Origin of the sequence: Collinsella aerofaciens (assembly GCF_019131995.1) — a bacterium.
Taxonomy (GTDB): Bacteria; Actinomycetota; Coriobacteriia; order Coriobacteriales; family Coriobacteriaceae; genus Collinsella; species Collinsella aerofaciens_S.
This window is the reverse complement of record NZ_JAHONA010000001.1, coordinates 34,557-50,231: the sequence shown is the minus strand read 5'-3', so window position 1 is coordinate 50,231 and position 15,675 is coordinate 34,557. Positions and strand designations below refer to the sequence as shown.

Genomic DNA, 15,675 nt, shown 5'->3' with positions numbered 1-15,675 from the left:
CGGTCGATTTTCGACCGTGAGCGGGATGTTTGCTATTGAGCAAAAATTTGTGCAAAAAATCTAATGCCATTAAAAAATGATGTGCAACTAAATTACCAGTAGAAACAAAAAATAGATAGCGAATAAACGAAGGTAAATCTGAGCAAATGTCAAGAGAATTGAGAATCCGCTACAAAAATGTCGGTTTTGTTGCTCAGATGTCTAAACAATCGTTAAAATTTGTACATTAAACGTGCGCAATTACAGATTGCGCAGATACGTTTGATAGTGAAAGAGCAAGATCGCAGTCTCTTGGGGAGGAGACATCGATGAAAGCGAATTCAGACAAATCTAAGCAGAGTAAAAAAGCGACGCGCCGTGTATTGGCAGGCGTTTTGTGCGGAGCCTCCGTGTTGAGCCTGGTACTGTCGCTCGTCATGCCTCCAATCTCGCAGGCCATTGCTAACGATGCCCAGACGGTTTCTGCCGAGGAAACTGTGATGGGGGGGGGTTCCTCAGGTGAGTCTACTGGTGTAGACAACACTACTAACGAGGATGCCGAAAACCAGAATAGTGATGATGCCGAGAATGAGGCGAACGAGGAAACCGTTGCACCAGACTCGACAGCCGATGACGCGGAGGCCGAGGGCGCCGCGCAGCCTTCCGACGCACAGACTTCTGATGATGAAAATAGCGACGAAAACGCAATTGCCCCCGCCAGCGTCAGTGACGATGACTATGACAAGGTAAATGGTGATGTTTCTGGGAAATTCGACAACGGCGGCAAGTTTCAACTGACGGGTCCTGCCTATTCGAGTCAGCAGATTGACATCAAAAAAAACACCACCATTAATCTTGCAGGAAACATGCTCTACAACCGCTCCGGCGGCTTAGACTCCTTCTTTGTGGTCGAAAACGGAGTCACGCTCACCATCGAGAACATTATCGAGGGCTCAGATAGCACAAAAGACGAAAAGACTCCGGTCGACAATGCGCCGGCGGGTCAGCCTGCGATTATGACATGGGAAAGGGGAGACGAGTCTAGCTCTAATAACGGCGCTCCTAAGAGTCTTACTTACTATGAGACTAAGAGCACGCCCAATACAGATGGACTTTGCACCACCGAGACTACGTACAGGCATGACGTTACGGGCTTTGGCGCTATCGTTGCGGCATCGGACCACGGTTCCGTAAAGCAAGTGGTCACCGTTAATGAGGGCGGCATGCTCGATCTCAAGGGCGGCATGATTACCACGGCCGCCAATCTGAGCGATAACGGCCATGTGATTCTTTCTACGGGTAAGGTCAAAATCGAAGGCGGTTACGTCACCAACGGCAACCGCGGTGGCTGGGGCGGTGGTCTGTGCATAACGGGCGCGAATGCCAGCCTCGAAATGACAGACGGCGTGGTCGCGGGAAACAAGGCAGCTTCTGGCGGCGGCGTCTATGCTGACAACGGAGCCACCTTGAAGCTTACGGGTGGAATCATCTCTGGCAACGCTACGTACGGCGAGGCGGATGGTCTCGGTGGCGGCATCTTGGTTTCGGGCGGTAGTGTGACCGTTTCTGGTGGCTACATCACTAACAATAAATACGCTAAGTTTTGCGGCCACGATGGCTGGGGTAACCATGGCGGCGCTGGGCTTGCTGCCAATAACGGCGCCCATGTCACCATTTCTGGTGGCAAGATTACTGGCAATTATTCTGAAGAAGCTGGTGGCGGCGTTTACGTTACCAATCAAGATCAATCAGGTATGGCATGGCTCGACATTACGGGAGGAATTATTGCCTCTAACGTGAGCTACCGATCTGAAGGTGCCGGTATCCGAGTGGGCCAGCAAGTTGACGCGATGATTAACGGCACTCCAAACAGCAAAGTCTACATCACTCACAACCGCTGCATGTCTCGCTTTGACTGGGGCGGTGGCGGTATCTTCGTCCAGGGAAACTCGAATGAGGGTATGGAAAAGACCGCTGGTAGATTATTTGTATACAACTCGTACATTAGCAGCAATACCGCTGGCGGCTATGGCGGCGGCGTAGCAGTCTGCCCCACGGGCAAGACGTTGGTAACGAACACTGAGGGCACGGCAATCTTTGGCAATTCGTCTGCTGACAGTGATCAAAATTTCAAAGAATACAATCGGGTAGATGGTAGTGGTAATGATGGTACGCCCCATCTTTCAGCTGGTGGTGCTGAAGGTACTAATAAGACTGAAGATAGAGATGCATACGATTCGGAGACGTTTCGCACGTACGGTCATGCCGATTTCTTCCTCGCAGCGACAGGTCGCACAACGCCGGTTGCAGTGGTAAGCGGCAAGATGCTTGGCGATATAGACGCCAAGTATTCGGGAAGCATTGAGCTAAATGATCCCATTACCATCCCCGCCAACGGTGTTGCTCAGGTAAAAAATAGCATCGGTCTGACTTCGGCTGTTAGTGCCACGGATAAAGCGGTGACTGAGGCAGTACAGAAAAATAAAGTGACAACTTTCATCACGGACAACTATTCCTGGAACCATGGTGGCGGCATCATGTCGAATGGCGACCTGTACTTGGGTCAGCCAGCAGACACGTATGTCTATCCGAGCCTTAAGCTGAAGGCGACCAAGGCGCTGTCCGGCCGCAAGATCAATAAGGGGGAGTTCTCCTTTACGGTCTACCGCAAGGATTCGGTTGATCCTTTCGCTAGCGGGGTATTCAATCATGACGTTTGCACCCCGGTTGGAACTGCAAGTAATGTTGACGGAGGCAACATCACGTTTAACCTGGGTGAGCAGTCTGCAGCGAACGGTACGGCTGGCACGATTACATACTACCTAGTCGAAAATGCCGGAAAGGTTTCCGGCATCACATACGACCCCGCCGTGTACGAGATTAAGGTGACAGTCGAAGACCACTCGACTGTGCTCATGACTGTTCCGACTCGGAACGATCCGAACAAGACCATAGAGATCAAAATCCATAACTACGAGATCAAAAATGTGAGCGCGGTCGAGCATTCCGAGGGCAAAACTGACCACCGGAACGCTGATGTGCAACTAGATGCTATTGGGGGTTATTATTCGATTGACGGCCCCGACGGGGGAAAGACCTTCACCAACAAGTACACCCCTAGTGTTTCCTGGACTCCTATGGCGACTAAGATCGTTGAGGGTGGCGAGATGAAGAAGTTTACACTTCAGCTCGCGACAGACAGCCGCTTTAGAGACACAGACATCATCGGTACTGCCGAGACCACCTCTGGTAAAGATACGAAGCAGACGCTTTCGTTCAAGGACGCCACTGATAAAGATAAAACGATTGAGTTCAAGTACTCGCTCTCTGATATCAGGAATAATTCCGACGACCCGGGCGGCTCCACGGGTGGCTCTTTCAAGACCTTTACGTACTATGTGCGCGAGAAAACCAACGGTTCGCAGTTCTCGCACTACACGTACGACCAGTCGGTCTATAAGTTCACGGTTGTGCCAACGTATGACACCGAAAAAGGAGAGATCAACTGTAGGGTGACCTACATGAAGGGATCCGTTGACTCCAAGGGCGATTGGACAGCAGACCCCAATGCCAAAGAACGGACGTTCATTGACACCTCCGCCCCCAAATCCACCGACACCTCCATCCCCACCTTCACCAACACCTACTCCACCTCTTTGCCCCTTTCTGGTATGTCAGGCGTCACTCTGACGTACCTTGCCGGCGCGGCGGTGCTTTGCGCTGCTGCGGCCTGGATGCACATTCGTCGCAAGGCGAATGCGAAGGGAGGTAAGCGTCGTGAATAAGAAAGTTTGCTCCTTCCCGATCTTGTTTGTGCTGCTTGCCCTCCTGATCGGCACCTGCGCGGTCGTGTTCCCCGCTTCCGCGCAGGCTGCGCCGACCTCGGCCGGTTCCATCACGGTGAGCGGCACCGTGGCGAGCAGTTACGAGGCCTACCAGATCTTTAGCGCCAACGTCGTCGACGGCGACAGCGACGCCAAGACCGCCACCGATCTCGCCTGGGCAAGCGACGCCGTGCGCGACGCCGCGCTGCCTGTGCTGCACGGCGCCGGCATGCCCAAATCCCAGACCACCGCGCAGGAAGCTGCCGAGTGGCTCAACACCGATTCCCATCTTACGAGCGCGCTGAGCGCACAGCTCGCTCGTTCCCTCCAGAGCTCTGGCGCCGTGTCCGTGGCCCTCAACGCGGGCACGGCGGCCGAACTGCCCTGTGGCTACTGGCTCATCGTCCCCGACGACGACGCCATCGCCCAGAACGAGGCCGGCACCGCGCCGATCATGGCCCTGGTGGGCGGCAGCGCCGTCACCGTCAAGCCCAAGGCCGCGACCCCCAAGGTCGCCAAGCACGTGCTGGAGGACAGCACCGCCGCCTGGCAGAAGGCCGCCGACGCCACGGTCGCCGACGATCTGTACTGGCGCCTCTCTGCCACGGTCCCGGCGGGGCTCACGGCCTACGACACCTATACGGTGCGGTTCGTCGACACCATGAGCGCGGGACTCGACCCCTCCAAGGTGGCCGCGAGCATGCATGTATACGTGGCGGCGGGCGCGGACGGCGGCTTTGACGCGGTCCAGACCGGCAAGGACGGGCGCGCCGGCACCGAGTCCGCGAAGGGCTGGACCGACATCACGGCCCAGTGCGCCACCAAGGTAGCGGTCGACGGCAAGACCTTCACCGTGCGCACCGGCGACCTGATCGCCGCGCTCGGCGGGGTCGACGCCTTCGCCGCAGGCGCCCGCGTGGTCGCCGTGTACAACGCACCGCTCAACAGCGCGTGCAACCACGGCATCGCGAAGGGCAACCCCAACGAGGTCTACCTGCGCTACCCGCGCTCTCCCTTTGCCGACCAGTCCGGCGACGCCGGCTTTACCCGCACGCCGAGTGACGACGCGTGCGCCTACACCTGGGATCTCGCGCTCACCAAGCGCGGCAGCGACGGCGACAAGCCGCTTGCCGGGGCGGTCCTGAGCATCGCCGACGACCGCGGTCGCACACTGGCGGCCGACGGCACGTGGGATGCGGAGGGCAAGGCCACCGTCACCACGGGCGAGGACGGCCGCGTGACCGTCTCGGGCGTGGACTCGGGCAAGCTGGAGGTCCGCGAGCTCAAGGCGCCCAAGGGCTACACCGCCTTTGAGGGCGCGCGCTCCGTGACGGTCAAGGCCGAGGGCCTGGACGTCGACCAGGTGGCCGCCGCCAAGCCCAAACTCACCATCACAGCCGAGTCGCCCCTGCGCGCCGACAGCGCGGACGGGTCGACGGGCAGCCTGGAGGCGTCGCTCATCAACACGCCCACCGGCACACCCCCTAGCATTACCACCGGAGGCTTTATGCCCTCGACTGGCGATATGGCAATGTACGCTGCGGCCGCCGCAGCGGTCGCCGGAGCCGCGCTCATCGTGGTCGCGCTCCTGGTCAAGCGGGGAGGTGGCAGCCATAAAGAGTAGCTGGCAGCCCCACAGAGAGCGGGGCGAGACGTAGCGAAGTAGATGCTAAGACACAGACAGACAGATTTAGATCAAATGGAATTCGAGCAGAAAGCAGAGGAAAAGAAGATGAGCATGAGCAAGAACATCGCACGCCTGGCAGTAACCGCCGGCCTCACAGCAGCGCTGAGCTTCGGTGGCGTGATGGCCCCGGTCACGATGGCGTTTGCTGAGGGTGCGACTACTACGACCAATAGCATCACCATCAACAAGATTGCCGGCAACAAGAACGTTAAGTACAAGGCGTATCAGATCTTTAAGGCCAAGGTTACTGACACTGCAAAAGGCAAGACCGCTCAGGACATCACGTGGGCGAATGACAAACTCGGAACGACAGTTGTCAACGCCATCAAGAATAATTGGACTGGCTATAACGGCTTGGCTGAAGATAAGCAGTTGTCCAGGAATCCCACGGCTCAGGAGGTCGCCGACTTTCTCATGGCGCACGCGGGCTCCACTACCGCTGGGTCGGCTGACGGGTCGAGCGAGGGGACTCGGCTCGCGACCGACAATGTCCTCTACGCAGTCGCGAATGCTGTAAAGGACCATGCGACGGCTGTGGATGGTGACGATACCGTTGATGCCTGGACTTTCAGTGCCCAGAGTGGTAGCGGCTACTACCTGTTTGTGACCAGCGATCTCGATGCGACCAAGCCGAGCACTGGCACCTCCCCGATCTTTGCCATCGTTGGCGGCAACCCCGTGACCGTTACCGAGAAGACCAGCATCCCGACGATCAATAAGGAGGTCCTTAACGTCAAGGAGAGCAAAGACGGCTACACCGCTCAAAAGGGGTGGAGTAATGTTGCTGACTCCCAGGTGGGTCAGGAAGTAAGCTATAAGCTCACCGGCTCGATTGCTGACAACTATGCCACGTATGATTCCTATGCATACAAGTTTACGGATACCCTTTCGCAGGGCCTTACTTATGTTGATGACTCGCTCGAGGTTTATGCGCTGAATGACGGGGGCTATACCAAGATTAGCCCGAATAGCTACACCTTGGTTGAGCCTACTGAGAGCAATAATGTTCTGACGGTGAATTTTGATAAGGAAAAGGGGTTGAAGTCGGCTACTGCGGCTAATGCCGACGAGACGCTTAATATCGGCGCAGAGACTAAGATCGTTGTCTTTTACAAGGCCAAACTCAATAGCAAGGCTAGCTATGAAGCTACCGGTAATGGTAATAAAAACGAGGTCTATCTCGAGTACTCCAATAACCCCATGGCCGGAGGCACCGGCAAATCCGAGACCAAGGTCGTGACGGACTACGTCTTCGGTTTTGATGTTACCAAGGTGGACGAGGGCACAGGTGATCCGCTCAAGGGAGATGAGAAACTCCAAGCGGGCTTTAAGGTTCGAGTTGTTGAAGGCGACGAGGACACTTTGAAAGACAAGTGGCTTGGCGCAAACGGCGAAATTGTCGATAGTGAACATGCTCATGAGTTCATGACGAAAGCCAATACCGGTAAGGTCTTCATCCCCGGTCTTGATGCCGGTACGTATGAGATTACCGAGACGACCACTCCTTCGGGCTACAACACCATCGCTCCCTTCCAGATTACGGTGAAGCCGGACTACGATACTGCTGGCAATCTGACGGGGCTCACTGTTTCCGATACCTCCAATATGGTCGATTCGGAAAAGACGAACGCGAGCATCGATTCGACCAAGATCCCAGTCACCATCAAGAACAAGAAGGGCTCTGGCCTTCCCCTCACCGGTCTTAACGGCGTGACCTTCACTTGGATCGCTGGTGGCGCGGTGCTGTGCATCGGCGTGGCGCACCTCATCCGCGGCCGTAAGCGTGCCGAGGAGTCCGAGCAGGAGTAACGCTCACTCACCCATCTCTTTGGCAGGTGGGATGTGATGGCCATTAGACTTGCGGACACTTTTCTCGTCCATCTACGTTCTTGCTTTGCCATTCTCTTTTCGGGGCAGACTCCGCACTGGAGTTTGCCCCGTTTTTTTGGATAACGCAGCCAGGTTCCATTGCCCGATGGATCGAGCGTATGACTATCGAACAGATGTTTGCAATTATTGCGTTTACCAGCTGTGGGTGCATAAACTCGCAGTAAAATGGCTTTGCGACGCATTCCGTGCGCGGGCGGCCGACGACTCGATCGGAGGTCCCCAAATGCTGAAATTCCTTAACGCGCTCGCTGCCCTCGCGGCGGTGGGCACGTTCGTCATCGCGTTTCTTGACTCGTATGAGGTTCGGTTTAAGGTCCGTAGGCGCACGCGCGGTGCGGACGGTAGAAGGCATTTGCGCCGCAACAAGCGCAAATAAGAATGCCCGGGGTTAGAGGCCCGGGCATTTAACAACGTCGGAAACTGGTCGCCCGCGCTCCTAAGTACTTACGCGGGGTGCGTCGTTTCCTGTAGTTATTGTATCCCGAATCGCCCCGCCGATTCGGGACATTCTGAAAACTCAAATGCTGGCCTAACCTCGACCGGACGGTGCAGTCAAGCTGTGTTGTCGGACGGGGGAGCCTGCTAATCGGCTATTATTTGTTTAGACAACTTGAGTTGTAGAGGAGTGACCGGCGATGGTGCAGGGCGCCAAACATATGAAGAGCAATAACGCCGCGGCCAACGGCGGCTCAAACCCCCAGCCCAAACCTCAACCAAAACCCAAACGCCGTCGCAAGCGGTTGCCGCGTTGGGCCGACCGGCTCATCACCATCGTTATCATCCTTATTGGCGTGGGCCTTATGACCTGGCCGTGGATCTTGGACCGGCTCGAGGCCTCGGGCGTGTTCAACCAGATCAGCACCGTGTCCAGCACCGTGGACGCGCTGTCTGCCGAGGAGCGCGAGCGCATCCTGCTCCAGGCTCGCTCCTTTAACGAGCAGCTGGCGGGCGAGGCCACCGAGCTTCCCGTCGACCAGATCGAGCCTTACGCTCAGCAACTTATCTTTGACCGCGACCCCATGATGAGCTGGGTCGAGATTCCCTCCATCGACGTGAGCATGCCCATTTACCACGGCACGAGCGAGGAAGTCCTTATGGCGGGCGTCGGCCACCTGGAGGGCACGAGCCTGCCGGTGGGCGGCACCTCGACGCATTGCGTGCTCACCGCGCACTCGGGCATGCGCAACTTGAGCATGTTCGACGACATCCATTCGCTGGAGCCCGGCGACCTGGTGCTGCTGCACACCATGAACAAGACGCTCGCCTACAAGATGGTGGACTCCGAAGTGGTGCTGCCCGAGGAGATGGAGTCGCTGACCATCGAGCCCGGCGCCGACAAGGTGACGCTCGTCACCTGCACGCCCTACGGCGTGAACGACCATCGCCTGCTGGTGCATTGCGTGCGCACCAAGTACAACAAGAAGGACGTCGACAAGCAAAAGTCGCTGGCCGGCCGCCACTGGGGCAAGCGCGAGTTTGCCGTGCTCATCGTGGTCGTAGCCATTGTGCTGTTGCTGCTGGACATCGTGATCCACGCGGTCCGCAAGCGCCGCAAGGCCAAGGCCTCGGCATAAGACATTCTCCAGAACCGCCACAATGGGGACAGACCACCACAATGGGGACAGGCACCTTTGTGGTGGTCGGGGGCTTCCAAACCATCACAACATTCGATGAAAATCGCGATTTCGGCGAAAAGCGTCGAATGTTGTGATGGTTTTCGTTGTGGGCGGGATGCTTTTCATTGCGGGCAGTACGGTTTTCGCTATGGACGGTGCGGTTTCGTTGCAGAACCGCCAGCCCGCCGCCTGCCAGCCCGCCGCCCTCGTTACGTTTTCGCTGCATTTGGGTAAAGCGCCTGCTCCAAGCCGGCGTTGCCTTGTATACTAGAGCGGTTTAACTGTTATGCGGAAGGGAGCGCCTATGGCACTCAGCGAGAAAGACGTGCGCGGCATCGCCGAGTACGCAAAGATCGCACTGACCGATGACGAGCTCACCCAGATGACGTCCTACATGAACGACGCCGTCCAGATGCTCGAGCCCGTCTTGCAATATGACTTGCCCGACGTGGAGCCCACGTTCCATCCCATCGGAAGCCTGTCCAACGTGATGGGCGACGACCTGCGCGAGCCCGAGCGCGACCTGCCGCTCGACGTTGCGCTTGAAAACGCTGGCAGCGCGCGCGACCGCTACTTCCGCGTGCCGTCCATTTTGGGAGAGGGGGAGAGCGAGTAATGGCGCAGAGCTTCGATTCCCTTACCGCCGCCCAGATCGCCGCGGGCGTTGCCGCCGGCGACTTTACCGCTACCGAGGTGGCCCAGGCCTCCCTTGCCGCCATCGAGGCGCGCGAGGGTGGGGTCCAGGCATTCCTGCAGGTGGCGCCCGAGCTCGCGCTCGAGGCCGCTGCGCGCGTGGATGCCGACCGTGCCGCAGGCAAGACATTGCCCCCGCTCGCGGGCGTGCCGCTGGCCATTAAGGACAACATGAACCTCGTGGGCACGCGCACTACCTGCGCTTCTCGCATGCTCGAGGATTACCAGAGCATCTACACCGCTACCTGCGTCCAGCGCATGCTCGATGCCGGCTGCCTGCCCATGGGCAAGGCCAACATGGACGAGTTTGCCTTTGGCAGCTCCACCGAGAGCTCGGCGTTTCACCGCACCAACAACCCTTGGGATACCGATCGCGTGCCTGGCGGCTCCTCGGGCGGCTCCGCTGCCGCCGTCGCCGCGGGCGAGGTCGCGCTCTCGCTGGGCTCGGACACCGGCGGCTCCATTCGCCAGCCGGCATCGCTGTGCGGCGTGGTGGGCTTTAAGCCCACGTATGGTGCCGTGAGCCGTTACGGCGTGGTTGCCTTTGGCTCGTCGCTCGACCAGGTGGGTCCCTTCGGCCGCACGGTCGAGGATGTCGCGCTGGCCATGAACGCGCTTACCGGCGCGGGCCACGATCCGTACGACTGCACCAGCCAGGATTGCGCCGTCGACTTTACCGAGCATCTCAACGACAGCATCGAGGGCAAGCGCGTGGGCATCATCCCCGCGTTTATGGAGGCCGAGGGCCTGACGCCCGAGGTCAAGGCCGCTGTTCAGCGCGCCGCCCAGGAGCTGCAGAACCAGGGCGCCGAGCTGGTCGAGGTCGACCTGCCGCACCTGGATGCCGCTATCGCCGCCTATTACGTCATCGGCCCGGCCGAGGCGTTCTCCAACCTGGCCCGCTTCGACGGCATTCGCTACGGCTACCAGGAGGAGGGCTGCGCCAACCTGTCCGACCAGAGCTCGCTCTCGCGCGCCCACGGCTTTGGCGCCGAGGCCAAGCGCCGTCAGATGCTCGGCGCCTACCTACTGAGCTCGGGCGTGTACGACAAGTACTACTACGCCGCGCAAAAGGCCCGCACGCTCATCACGCAGGACTACGACGCCGCGTATGCCAAGGTGGACACCATCCTCATGCCCGCCTCGCCGCGCACGGCCTTTAAGTTTGGCGAGATCAGCGACCCCACGCAGATGTACCTCTCCGACCTGTACACCATCTCGCTCAACATTTGCGGCAACGGCGGCATCTCGGTGCCGCTGGGCCTGGGCGAGGATAGCAAGCTGCCCGTTTCTGCCCAGCTGGTGGGTCCGGCCTTTAAGGACCGTCAGCTGCTCACGTTTGCCCGCGCCCTGGAGCGTGGCTTTGCCGATGCCGCCACGGGTGCGCCCGCGCTTTCCGTCGCGCCCGATTTTGCCGGGAAGGGAGGCGAGCTGTAATGAAGGAGCTTTCCGAGGTCCTGCAGGATTGGGAGGCCGTGATCGGCCTGGAGATCCATACCGAGCTCACCGCACTCGATACCAAGATGTTCTGCAGCTGCAAGCTCAGTCACGATGACGAGCCCAACGCAAACGTGTGCCCGGTGTGCCTGGGCCTGCCTGGTGCCCTGCCGGTGCCCAACAAGCGCGCCATCGAGAGCATCGTCAAGGCCGGTCTCGCTACCAACTGCGAGATCCAGCGCCACTCGATGTTCTACCGCAAGCACTACTTCTATCCCGACATGGCCAAGAACTTCCAGACCACGCAGGGTCCGGTCGCCTTTGCCATGTACGGCCACCTGGACCTGGACGTGACCGGTCGCGGTGCCGCCGAGCGCCCCGACTGCGCGTTTGGTGAGGCCGAGGCCCAGAGCCTGGCGAGCGCTTCGGCCAACGCCGAGGGCCTGTCCACGTCCATGACGTCGACCATGCGCGAAGGCAATCAGCGCGCCGGCCACCTAGCCAGCTATGACGCGTCCAACCTGCAGATGCCCGAGCGTCGCGAGGACGGTTCCTACACGGTGCCTATCCGCATCTTGCGTATCCATATGGAGGAGGATGCCGCCAAGATGGTTCACGTGGGTGGCGCCGAGGGTCGCATTACCGCCGCGGCCGAGTCGCTCGTCGACTACAACCGCTGCGGCACGCCGCTGATTGAGCTTGTCACCGAGCCCGACCTGCGCACGCCCGAGGAGGCTCGCCTGTTTATGGAGAAGCTCCGTCGCATCTTTGTGACGCTGGGCATTTCGGACTGCTCCATGGAGAAGGGTTCCATGCGCTGCGACGGCAACGTGTCGCTGCGCCGCCGCGGCGAGACCAAGCTGGGCACCAAGACCGAGCTCAAGAACCTCAACTCGTTTAAGAGCCTGCATGACGGCCTTGCCTACGAGATCTGCCGTCAGGCCGAGGTGCTCGAGGAGGGCGGCATTATCTACCAGGAGACCCGCCACTGGGAGCCCAGCCGCAAGCGTACCGTGGTCATGCGCGTGAAGGAGACGGCCGACGACTATCGCCTGTTCCCCGATCCCGACCTGGCGCCGTTCGATCTGGACGACGAGTTCATCGACCGCTGCCGTGGCGAGATCCCCGAGCTGCCCGATGCCAAGCGTGCCCGTTTTGAGGCCGACTTTGGCATTAAGACGGCCGACGCCGAGCAGATTGCTGGCGACCCCGAGTTTGCCGACTTCTTTGAGGCCGCCGCTGCCGGTATGGCTGGCAAAGAGGCCCAGACGGTTGCAAACTTGCTGGTGAACGAGATGATCGCCTACCTTAAGGGTGCAGGCGTTTCACTAGCCGAGTCCAGCATTGCGCCGGCTCAGGTGGCAGCGCTGGCTAAGCTGCTGGCGACCGATGCCATCAGCTCCAACCAGGCGCACGAGGTCTTTGAGGCCATGGCCCAAACTGGCGACGACCCCAACAAGATCGTCGACGAGCGCGGCATGCGTCAGGTGAGCGATGCCGGCGCGCTGCAGCCGATCGTGGACGAGGTGCTGGCAAACTGTGCCGATCAGGCGCAGCAGTATCGTGACGGCAACCAGAAGGTCATCGGCTTTTTGGTGGGTCAGTGCATGAAGGCGAGCCGCGGCAAGGGCAACCCGAAGCTCTTCAACGAGTTGCTGAGAACGTCGCTCTCGTAAACGGGAACCCGGGAGTCCCGGCAGGGCGGGTGCTTCCTCAAAATTTCGAACAGTCCTGCGCAAGACGAAGGCCACATTAAGTGGCCTTCTTTGCGTGCGGAACTCATTTTGAGCAAGCACCCGCCCTGCCGGGGCTCCCTGGTTCCGTGACGACTCGGCCGTTCGGGTCAGGCGGGCTGATAGGAAAGATGGTGACGGAGGCGCAAAATGCGCCTCCGCCTTTTTAATGTGATGAAAGTGTGGCGAAATGAGCTTAAAACTTCTGTAAATGTGATAAACATCACGTTTTCCCTGGGGTAAAATGTGGGAAATATCACGTTTACGGAAGTTTCTTTGCGGGAGGTTCGGTCATGCAGCGAGATATCATTGCCAAGCTTAACGCTTGGAAAGCGTCAGAATATCGTAAGCCGCTTATCCTTAAGGGGGCGCGCCAGGTTGGAAAGACGTGGGCGCTTAAGGAGTTCGGCCGAACCTCGTACCTCAATTTTGTGTATCTGACGCTCGAGGAGCCGTCACCTGGGGTACAGAGCGAGTACGCTCAGTTTTTCGAAGGTACGCGCGATCCTCGACGGATCATCTCAAATCTTTCCCTGGCACTTGGACAGCCTATCGAGCCCGGCGAAACGCTGCTTATTATTGATGAGATCCAGGATTGTCCTTCTGCAGTCGGCGCCCTTAAATACTTCTGTGACGAGGCCCCCGAGTATCACGTCGCATGCGCAGGGTCTTTGTTGGGCGTTCGCTTGTCCCGTGAGACCAGCGCTTTTCCGGTGGGAAAGGTCGAGTTCATGGAGATGCGCCCCATGAGCTTTTCCGAGTTTCTGAAAGCCGAGGGCGCTGCAAACTACGACGAATACCTTGGCGGCCTGGATCAGATCGAGACAGTGCCCGATTTCTTCCATGTCCGTCTCGTCGAGCATCTTCGTCGTTATTTTGCATGCGGCGGCATGCCAGAGGCTCTTGGCCGGTGGGTGGAGACGGGCGATATCGTTCAGGTCGATAAGGTGTTGTCTGATCTCTTGGATTCCTACGAGCGCGATTTTGCCAAGCATGGTGGCCGTGCGCAGTTCGCCAAGCTTTCGCAAATATGGAACTCGATTCCAGCTCAGTTGGCGCGCGAGAACAAAAAGTTCGTTTGGGGTGCGGTGCGCGAGGGGGCTCGTGCTCGAGAATACGAGGATGCTCTGGAATGGCTTGCCGATGCTGGGCTCATCACGGCGGTTCGCCTTAATGCTGCCGGTGGTGTGCCGCTCTCTGCGTACGATGACCTCAAGGCATTTAAAGTCTACTGTCTTGATGTCGGCTTGCTGCGCCGCATGGCAAGGCTGGATGCGTCCGCTTTTGCCATCTCGGATGCGCTATTTTCGGAGTTCAAAGGTTCGTTCGCCGAGAACTATGTGCTTCAGGCATTACTTTCACAGTTAGATGCTGCTCCGCGTTATTGGACAAACGAGAAGCCGAAGCACGAAGTCGATTTTTTGATTCAGGTCGGAAACGAAATCGTTCCCGTCGAGGTCAAATCGGGAGAGGTCGTTCATTCCAAGAGCCTTAAGTACTATGCCGACAAGCATGCGGAGACGACTCCATTGAGGGTCCGCTACTCACTTAAGAACCTAAAGCTCGACGACGGGGTGCTCAACATTCCGTTGTATTTGGCTGATCGATCTGTCCCTCTTATCAAAAAGGCGCTTGATTGTGCGCATCTTGACGTTTAGATCCCGGGTGAGCTGACGGGCGGCGGCTAATTAATCGCTCCGTTACGGCCAGGGAGCTTGGGCCTTAGCGATGCTTGCTTCGCCAAGCCGTGGGTGTCATGCCGGTGTATTGCTTGAAGGCTTGGGCGAAGGCGGCCTGCTGGGGGTAGCCTAGACGCTCTGCGACCTGCGCTATCGTGAGCGAGCTATCGGCCAAAAGGTCCTGTGCTCGCTCTATACGACGTCTGCGAATGTAGGCGCCCAGGGACTCGCCAGTTTGGGCCTTAAAGGTGGCGCATAGTTTGGAGCGGCTTGTGTAGAGCCTCTCGGCCACCTCGTTGATACCCACACGTCTGCCTTTGTCGAGCGCACGCTCAATCATTGCCGTCGCTTCCTCGGCAATGGTTATGCTGACGTGTGTGTCTGCCGCCTGCCGCGCCTGCTTGTGGGCCGCGCGCGAACAGGCGAGCTCCGCGACCATGGTCTCCACGATGCCCTGCATATAGACGTGTCCGCCTACGGTGCGGGCGCGGTCCTCGTTAATCCGGCGCAGCGTGTGGCAGATCGCAGACGTCGCTTCCTCGTGCCATGGCTCGGCAAACGCCTCAAAGGTTCCCGCGAACTCGGTGGGATAGCGGTGCTCCAGGTCGTCAAAATATCCGGGCAAAAAGAGCACCGAGCGCGAGTGATAAAGCCGTCCCGCAAACAGCGGGCTTAATTCCTCGCCACAGCTATCTTGGATAAAGCTGCAAACGGCATTGTTTGGCCACGGTCCATGCAATGGTTTAAGGTTCGCGGGCGTTATGCCAGCCTCGGGCATGCATGTAAGTGTGGGCGCGCTGACCTCGCTCACGCAGGCGTATGGCTCGGGTGTGTATTCGGCCAGGTACATATCGTGCGTCGGGGTGATGAAATGCTCCATGACGATGCAGGTGGGGGAGAGGGGCATGATCCATGCGCGGCCGTGCGCCCGGTCGTTTGCCACCTCGCCGGTAAAGACGGCGCCCTTGCCGGTAAGCTCCAGGCCAAACTGCTCAAACTGCGGTGCGTAGAGTTCGGTTATGTCGGTCGCTGCCCGCCGTATTTGCAAAAGCGTCCCTTTCCTTTGCAGAAACGTCCACGCCTGGCTTGATTGTGAGCCATGGCTAACACATCAATGATAAGTTCATTGCGGTTAAC

At 58.6% G+C, this 15,675-nt stretch carries 10 protein-coding genes; 9 read left to right on the top strand and 1 reads right to left on the bottom strand.

The window, feature by feature from the left end; translation table 11 throughout:
• Positions 1-308 precede the first annotated feature (308 nt).
• The 9 genes from KSY82_RS00190 (at position 309) to KSY82_RS00150 (ending at position 14,517) form a co-directional block, all read left to right on the top strand.
• Positions 309-3,764 (top strand): Spy0128 family protein, encoded by a 3,456-nt coding sequence (locus KSY82_RS00190; protein ID WP_217749784.1) that lies wholly within the window; start codon positions 309-311, stop codon positions 3,762-3,764.
• Complete coding sequence (locus KSY82_RS00185; protein ID WP_217749783.1) at positions 3,757-5,427, top strand: SpaA isopeptide-forming pilin-related protein; 1,671 nt, start codon at positions 3,757-3,759, stop codon at positions 5,425-5,427. Before KSY82_RS00190 ends, KSY82_RS00185 begins: the two co-directional genes overlap by 8 nt.
• Before the next feature lie 114 nt (positions 5,428-5,541).
• A complete protein-coding gene (locus KSY82_RS00180; RefSeq protein WP_217749782.1) occupies positions 5,542-7,299 on the top strand; it encodes an isopeptide-forming domain-containing fimbrial protein in 1,758 nt (585 codons plus the stop codon).
• 304 nt (positions 7,300-7,603) lie between these two features.
• Positions 7,604-7,756 (top strand): hypothetical protein, encoded by a 153-nt coding sequence (locus KSY82_RS00175; RefSeq protein ID WP_192919544.1) that lies wholly within the window; start codon positions 7,604-7,606, stop codon positions 7,754-7,756.
• A 280-nt stretch (positions 7,757-8,036) separates the two neighbouring features.
• Complete coding sequence (locus KSY82_RS00170) at positions 8,037-8,954, top strand: class C sortase (RefSeq protein WP_217749781.1); 918 nt, start codon at positions 8,037-8,039, stop codon at positions 8,952-8,954.
• Between the two features lie 346 nt (positions 8,955-9,300).
• Positions 9,301-9,612, top strand: coding sequence for an Asp-tRNA(Asn)/Glu-tRNA(Gln) amidotransferase subunit GatC (gene gatC, locus KSY82_RS00165; RefSeq protein ID WP_055250987.1), 312 nt, complete (start codon positions 9,301-9,303; stop codon positions 9,610-9,612).
• Positions 9,612-11,126 (top strand): Asp-tRNA(Asn)/Glu-tRNA(Gln) amidotransferase subunit GatA, encoded by a 1,515-nt coding sequence (gene gatA / locus KSY82_RS00160; protein WP_217749780.1) that lies wholly within the window; start codon positions 9,612-9,614, stop codon positions 11,124-11,126. The genes gatC and gatA overlap by 1 nt, the downstream gene beginning before the upstream one ends.
• On the top strand, positions 11,126-12,802 hold the full coding sequence (gene gatB / locus KSY82_RS00155) for an Asp-tRNA(Asn)/Glu-tRNA(Gln) amidotransferase subunit GatB (RefSeq protein WP_217749779.1): 1,677 nt from the start codon (positions 11,126-11,128) through the stop codon (positions 12,800-12,802). The genes gatA and gatB overlap by 1 nt, the downstream gene beginning before the upstream one ends.
• A 350-nt stretch (positions 12,803-13,152) precedes the next feature.
• Positions 13,153-14,517, top strand: coding sequence for an ATP-binding protein (locus tag KSY82_RS00150; RefSeq protein WP_195233721.1), 1,365 nt, complete (start codon positions 13,153-13,155; stop codon positions 14,515-14,517).
• Positions 14,518-14,581: 64 nt separating this feature from the next.
• On the opposite strand, the gene KSY82_RS00145 is transcribed toward KSY82_RS00150, so the two are convergent.
• Positions 14,582-15,586 (bottom strand): helix-turn-helix domain-containing protein, encoded by a 1,005-nt coding sequence (locus KSY82_RS00145; RefSeq protein ID WP_217749778.1) that lies wholly within the window; start codon positions 15,584-15,586, stop codon positions 14,582-14,584.
• Positions 15,587-15,675: the final 89 nt, after the last annotated feature.

Bases quoted from the DNA above. Each gene is read 5' to 3' on its own strand.
- KSY82_RS00190 (WP_217749784.1), top strand. From the start codon at position 309: ATGAAAGCGAATTCAGACAAATCTAAGCAGAGTAAAAAAGCGACGCGC.
- KSY82_RS00180 (WP_217749782.1), top strand. From the start codon at position 5,542: ATGAGCAAGAACATCGCACGCCTGGCAGTAACCGCCGGCCTCACAGCA.
- KSY82_RS00175 (WP_192919544.1), top strand. From the start codon at position 7,604: ATGCTGAAATTCCTTAACGCGCTCGCTGCCCTCGCGGCGGTGGGCACG.
- KSY82_RS00170 (WP_217749781.1), top strand. From the start codon at position 8,037: ATGAAGAGCAATAACGCCGCGGCCAACGGCGGCTCAAACCCCCAGCCC.
- gatC (WP_055250987.1), top strand. From the start codon at position 9,301: ATGGCACTCAGCGAGAAAGACGTGCGCGGCATCGCCGAGTACGCAAAG.
- gatA (WP_217749780.1), top strand. From the start codon at position 9,612: ATGGCGCAGAGCTTCGATTCCCTTACCGCCGCCCAGATCGCCGCGGGC.
- gatB (WP_217749779.1), top strand. From the start codon at position 11,126: ATGAAGGAGCTTTCCGAGGTCCTGCAGGATTGGGAGGCCGTGATCGGC.
- KSY82_RS00150 (WP_195233721.1), top strand. From the start codon at position 13,153: ATGCAGCGAGATATCATTGCCAAGCTTAACGCTTGGAAAGCGTCAGAA.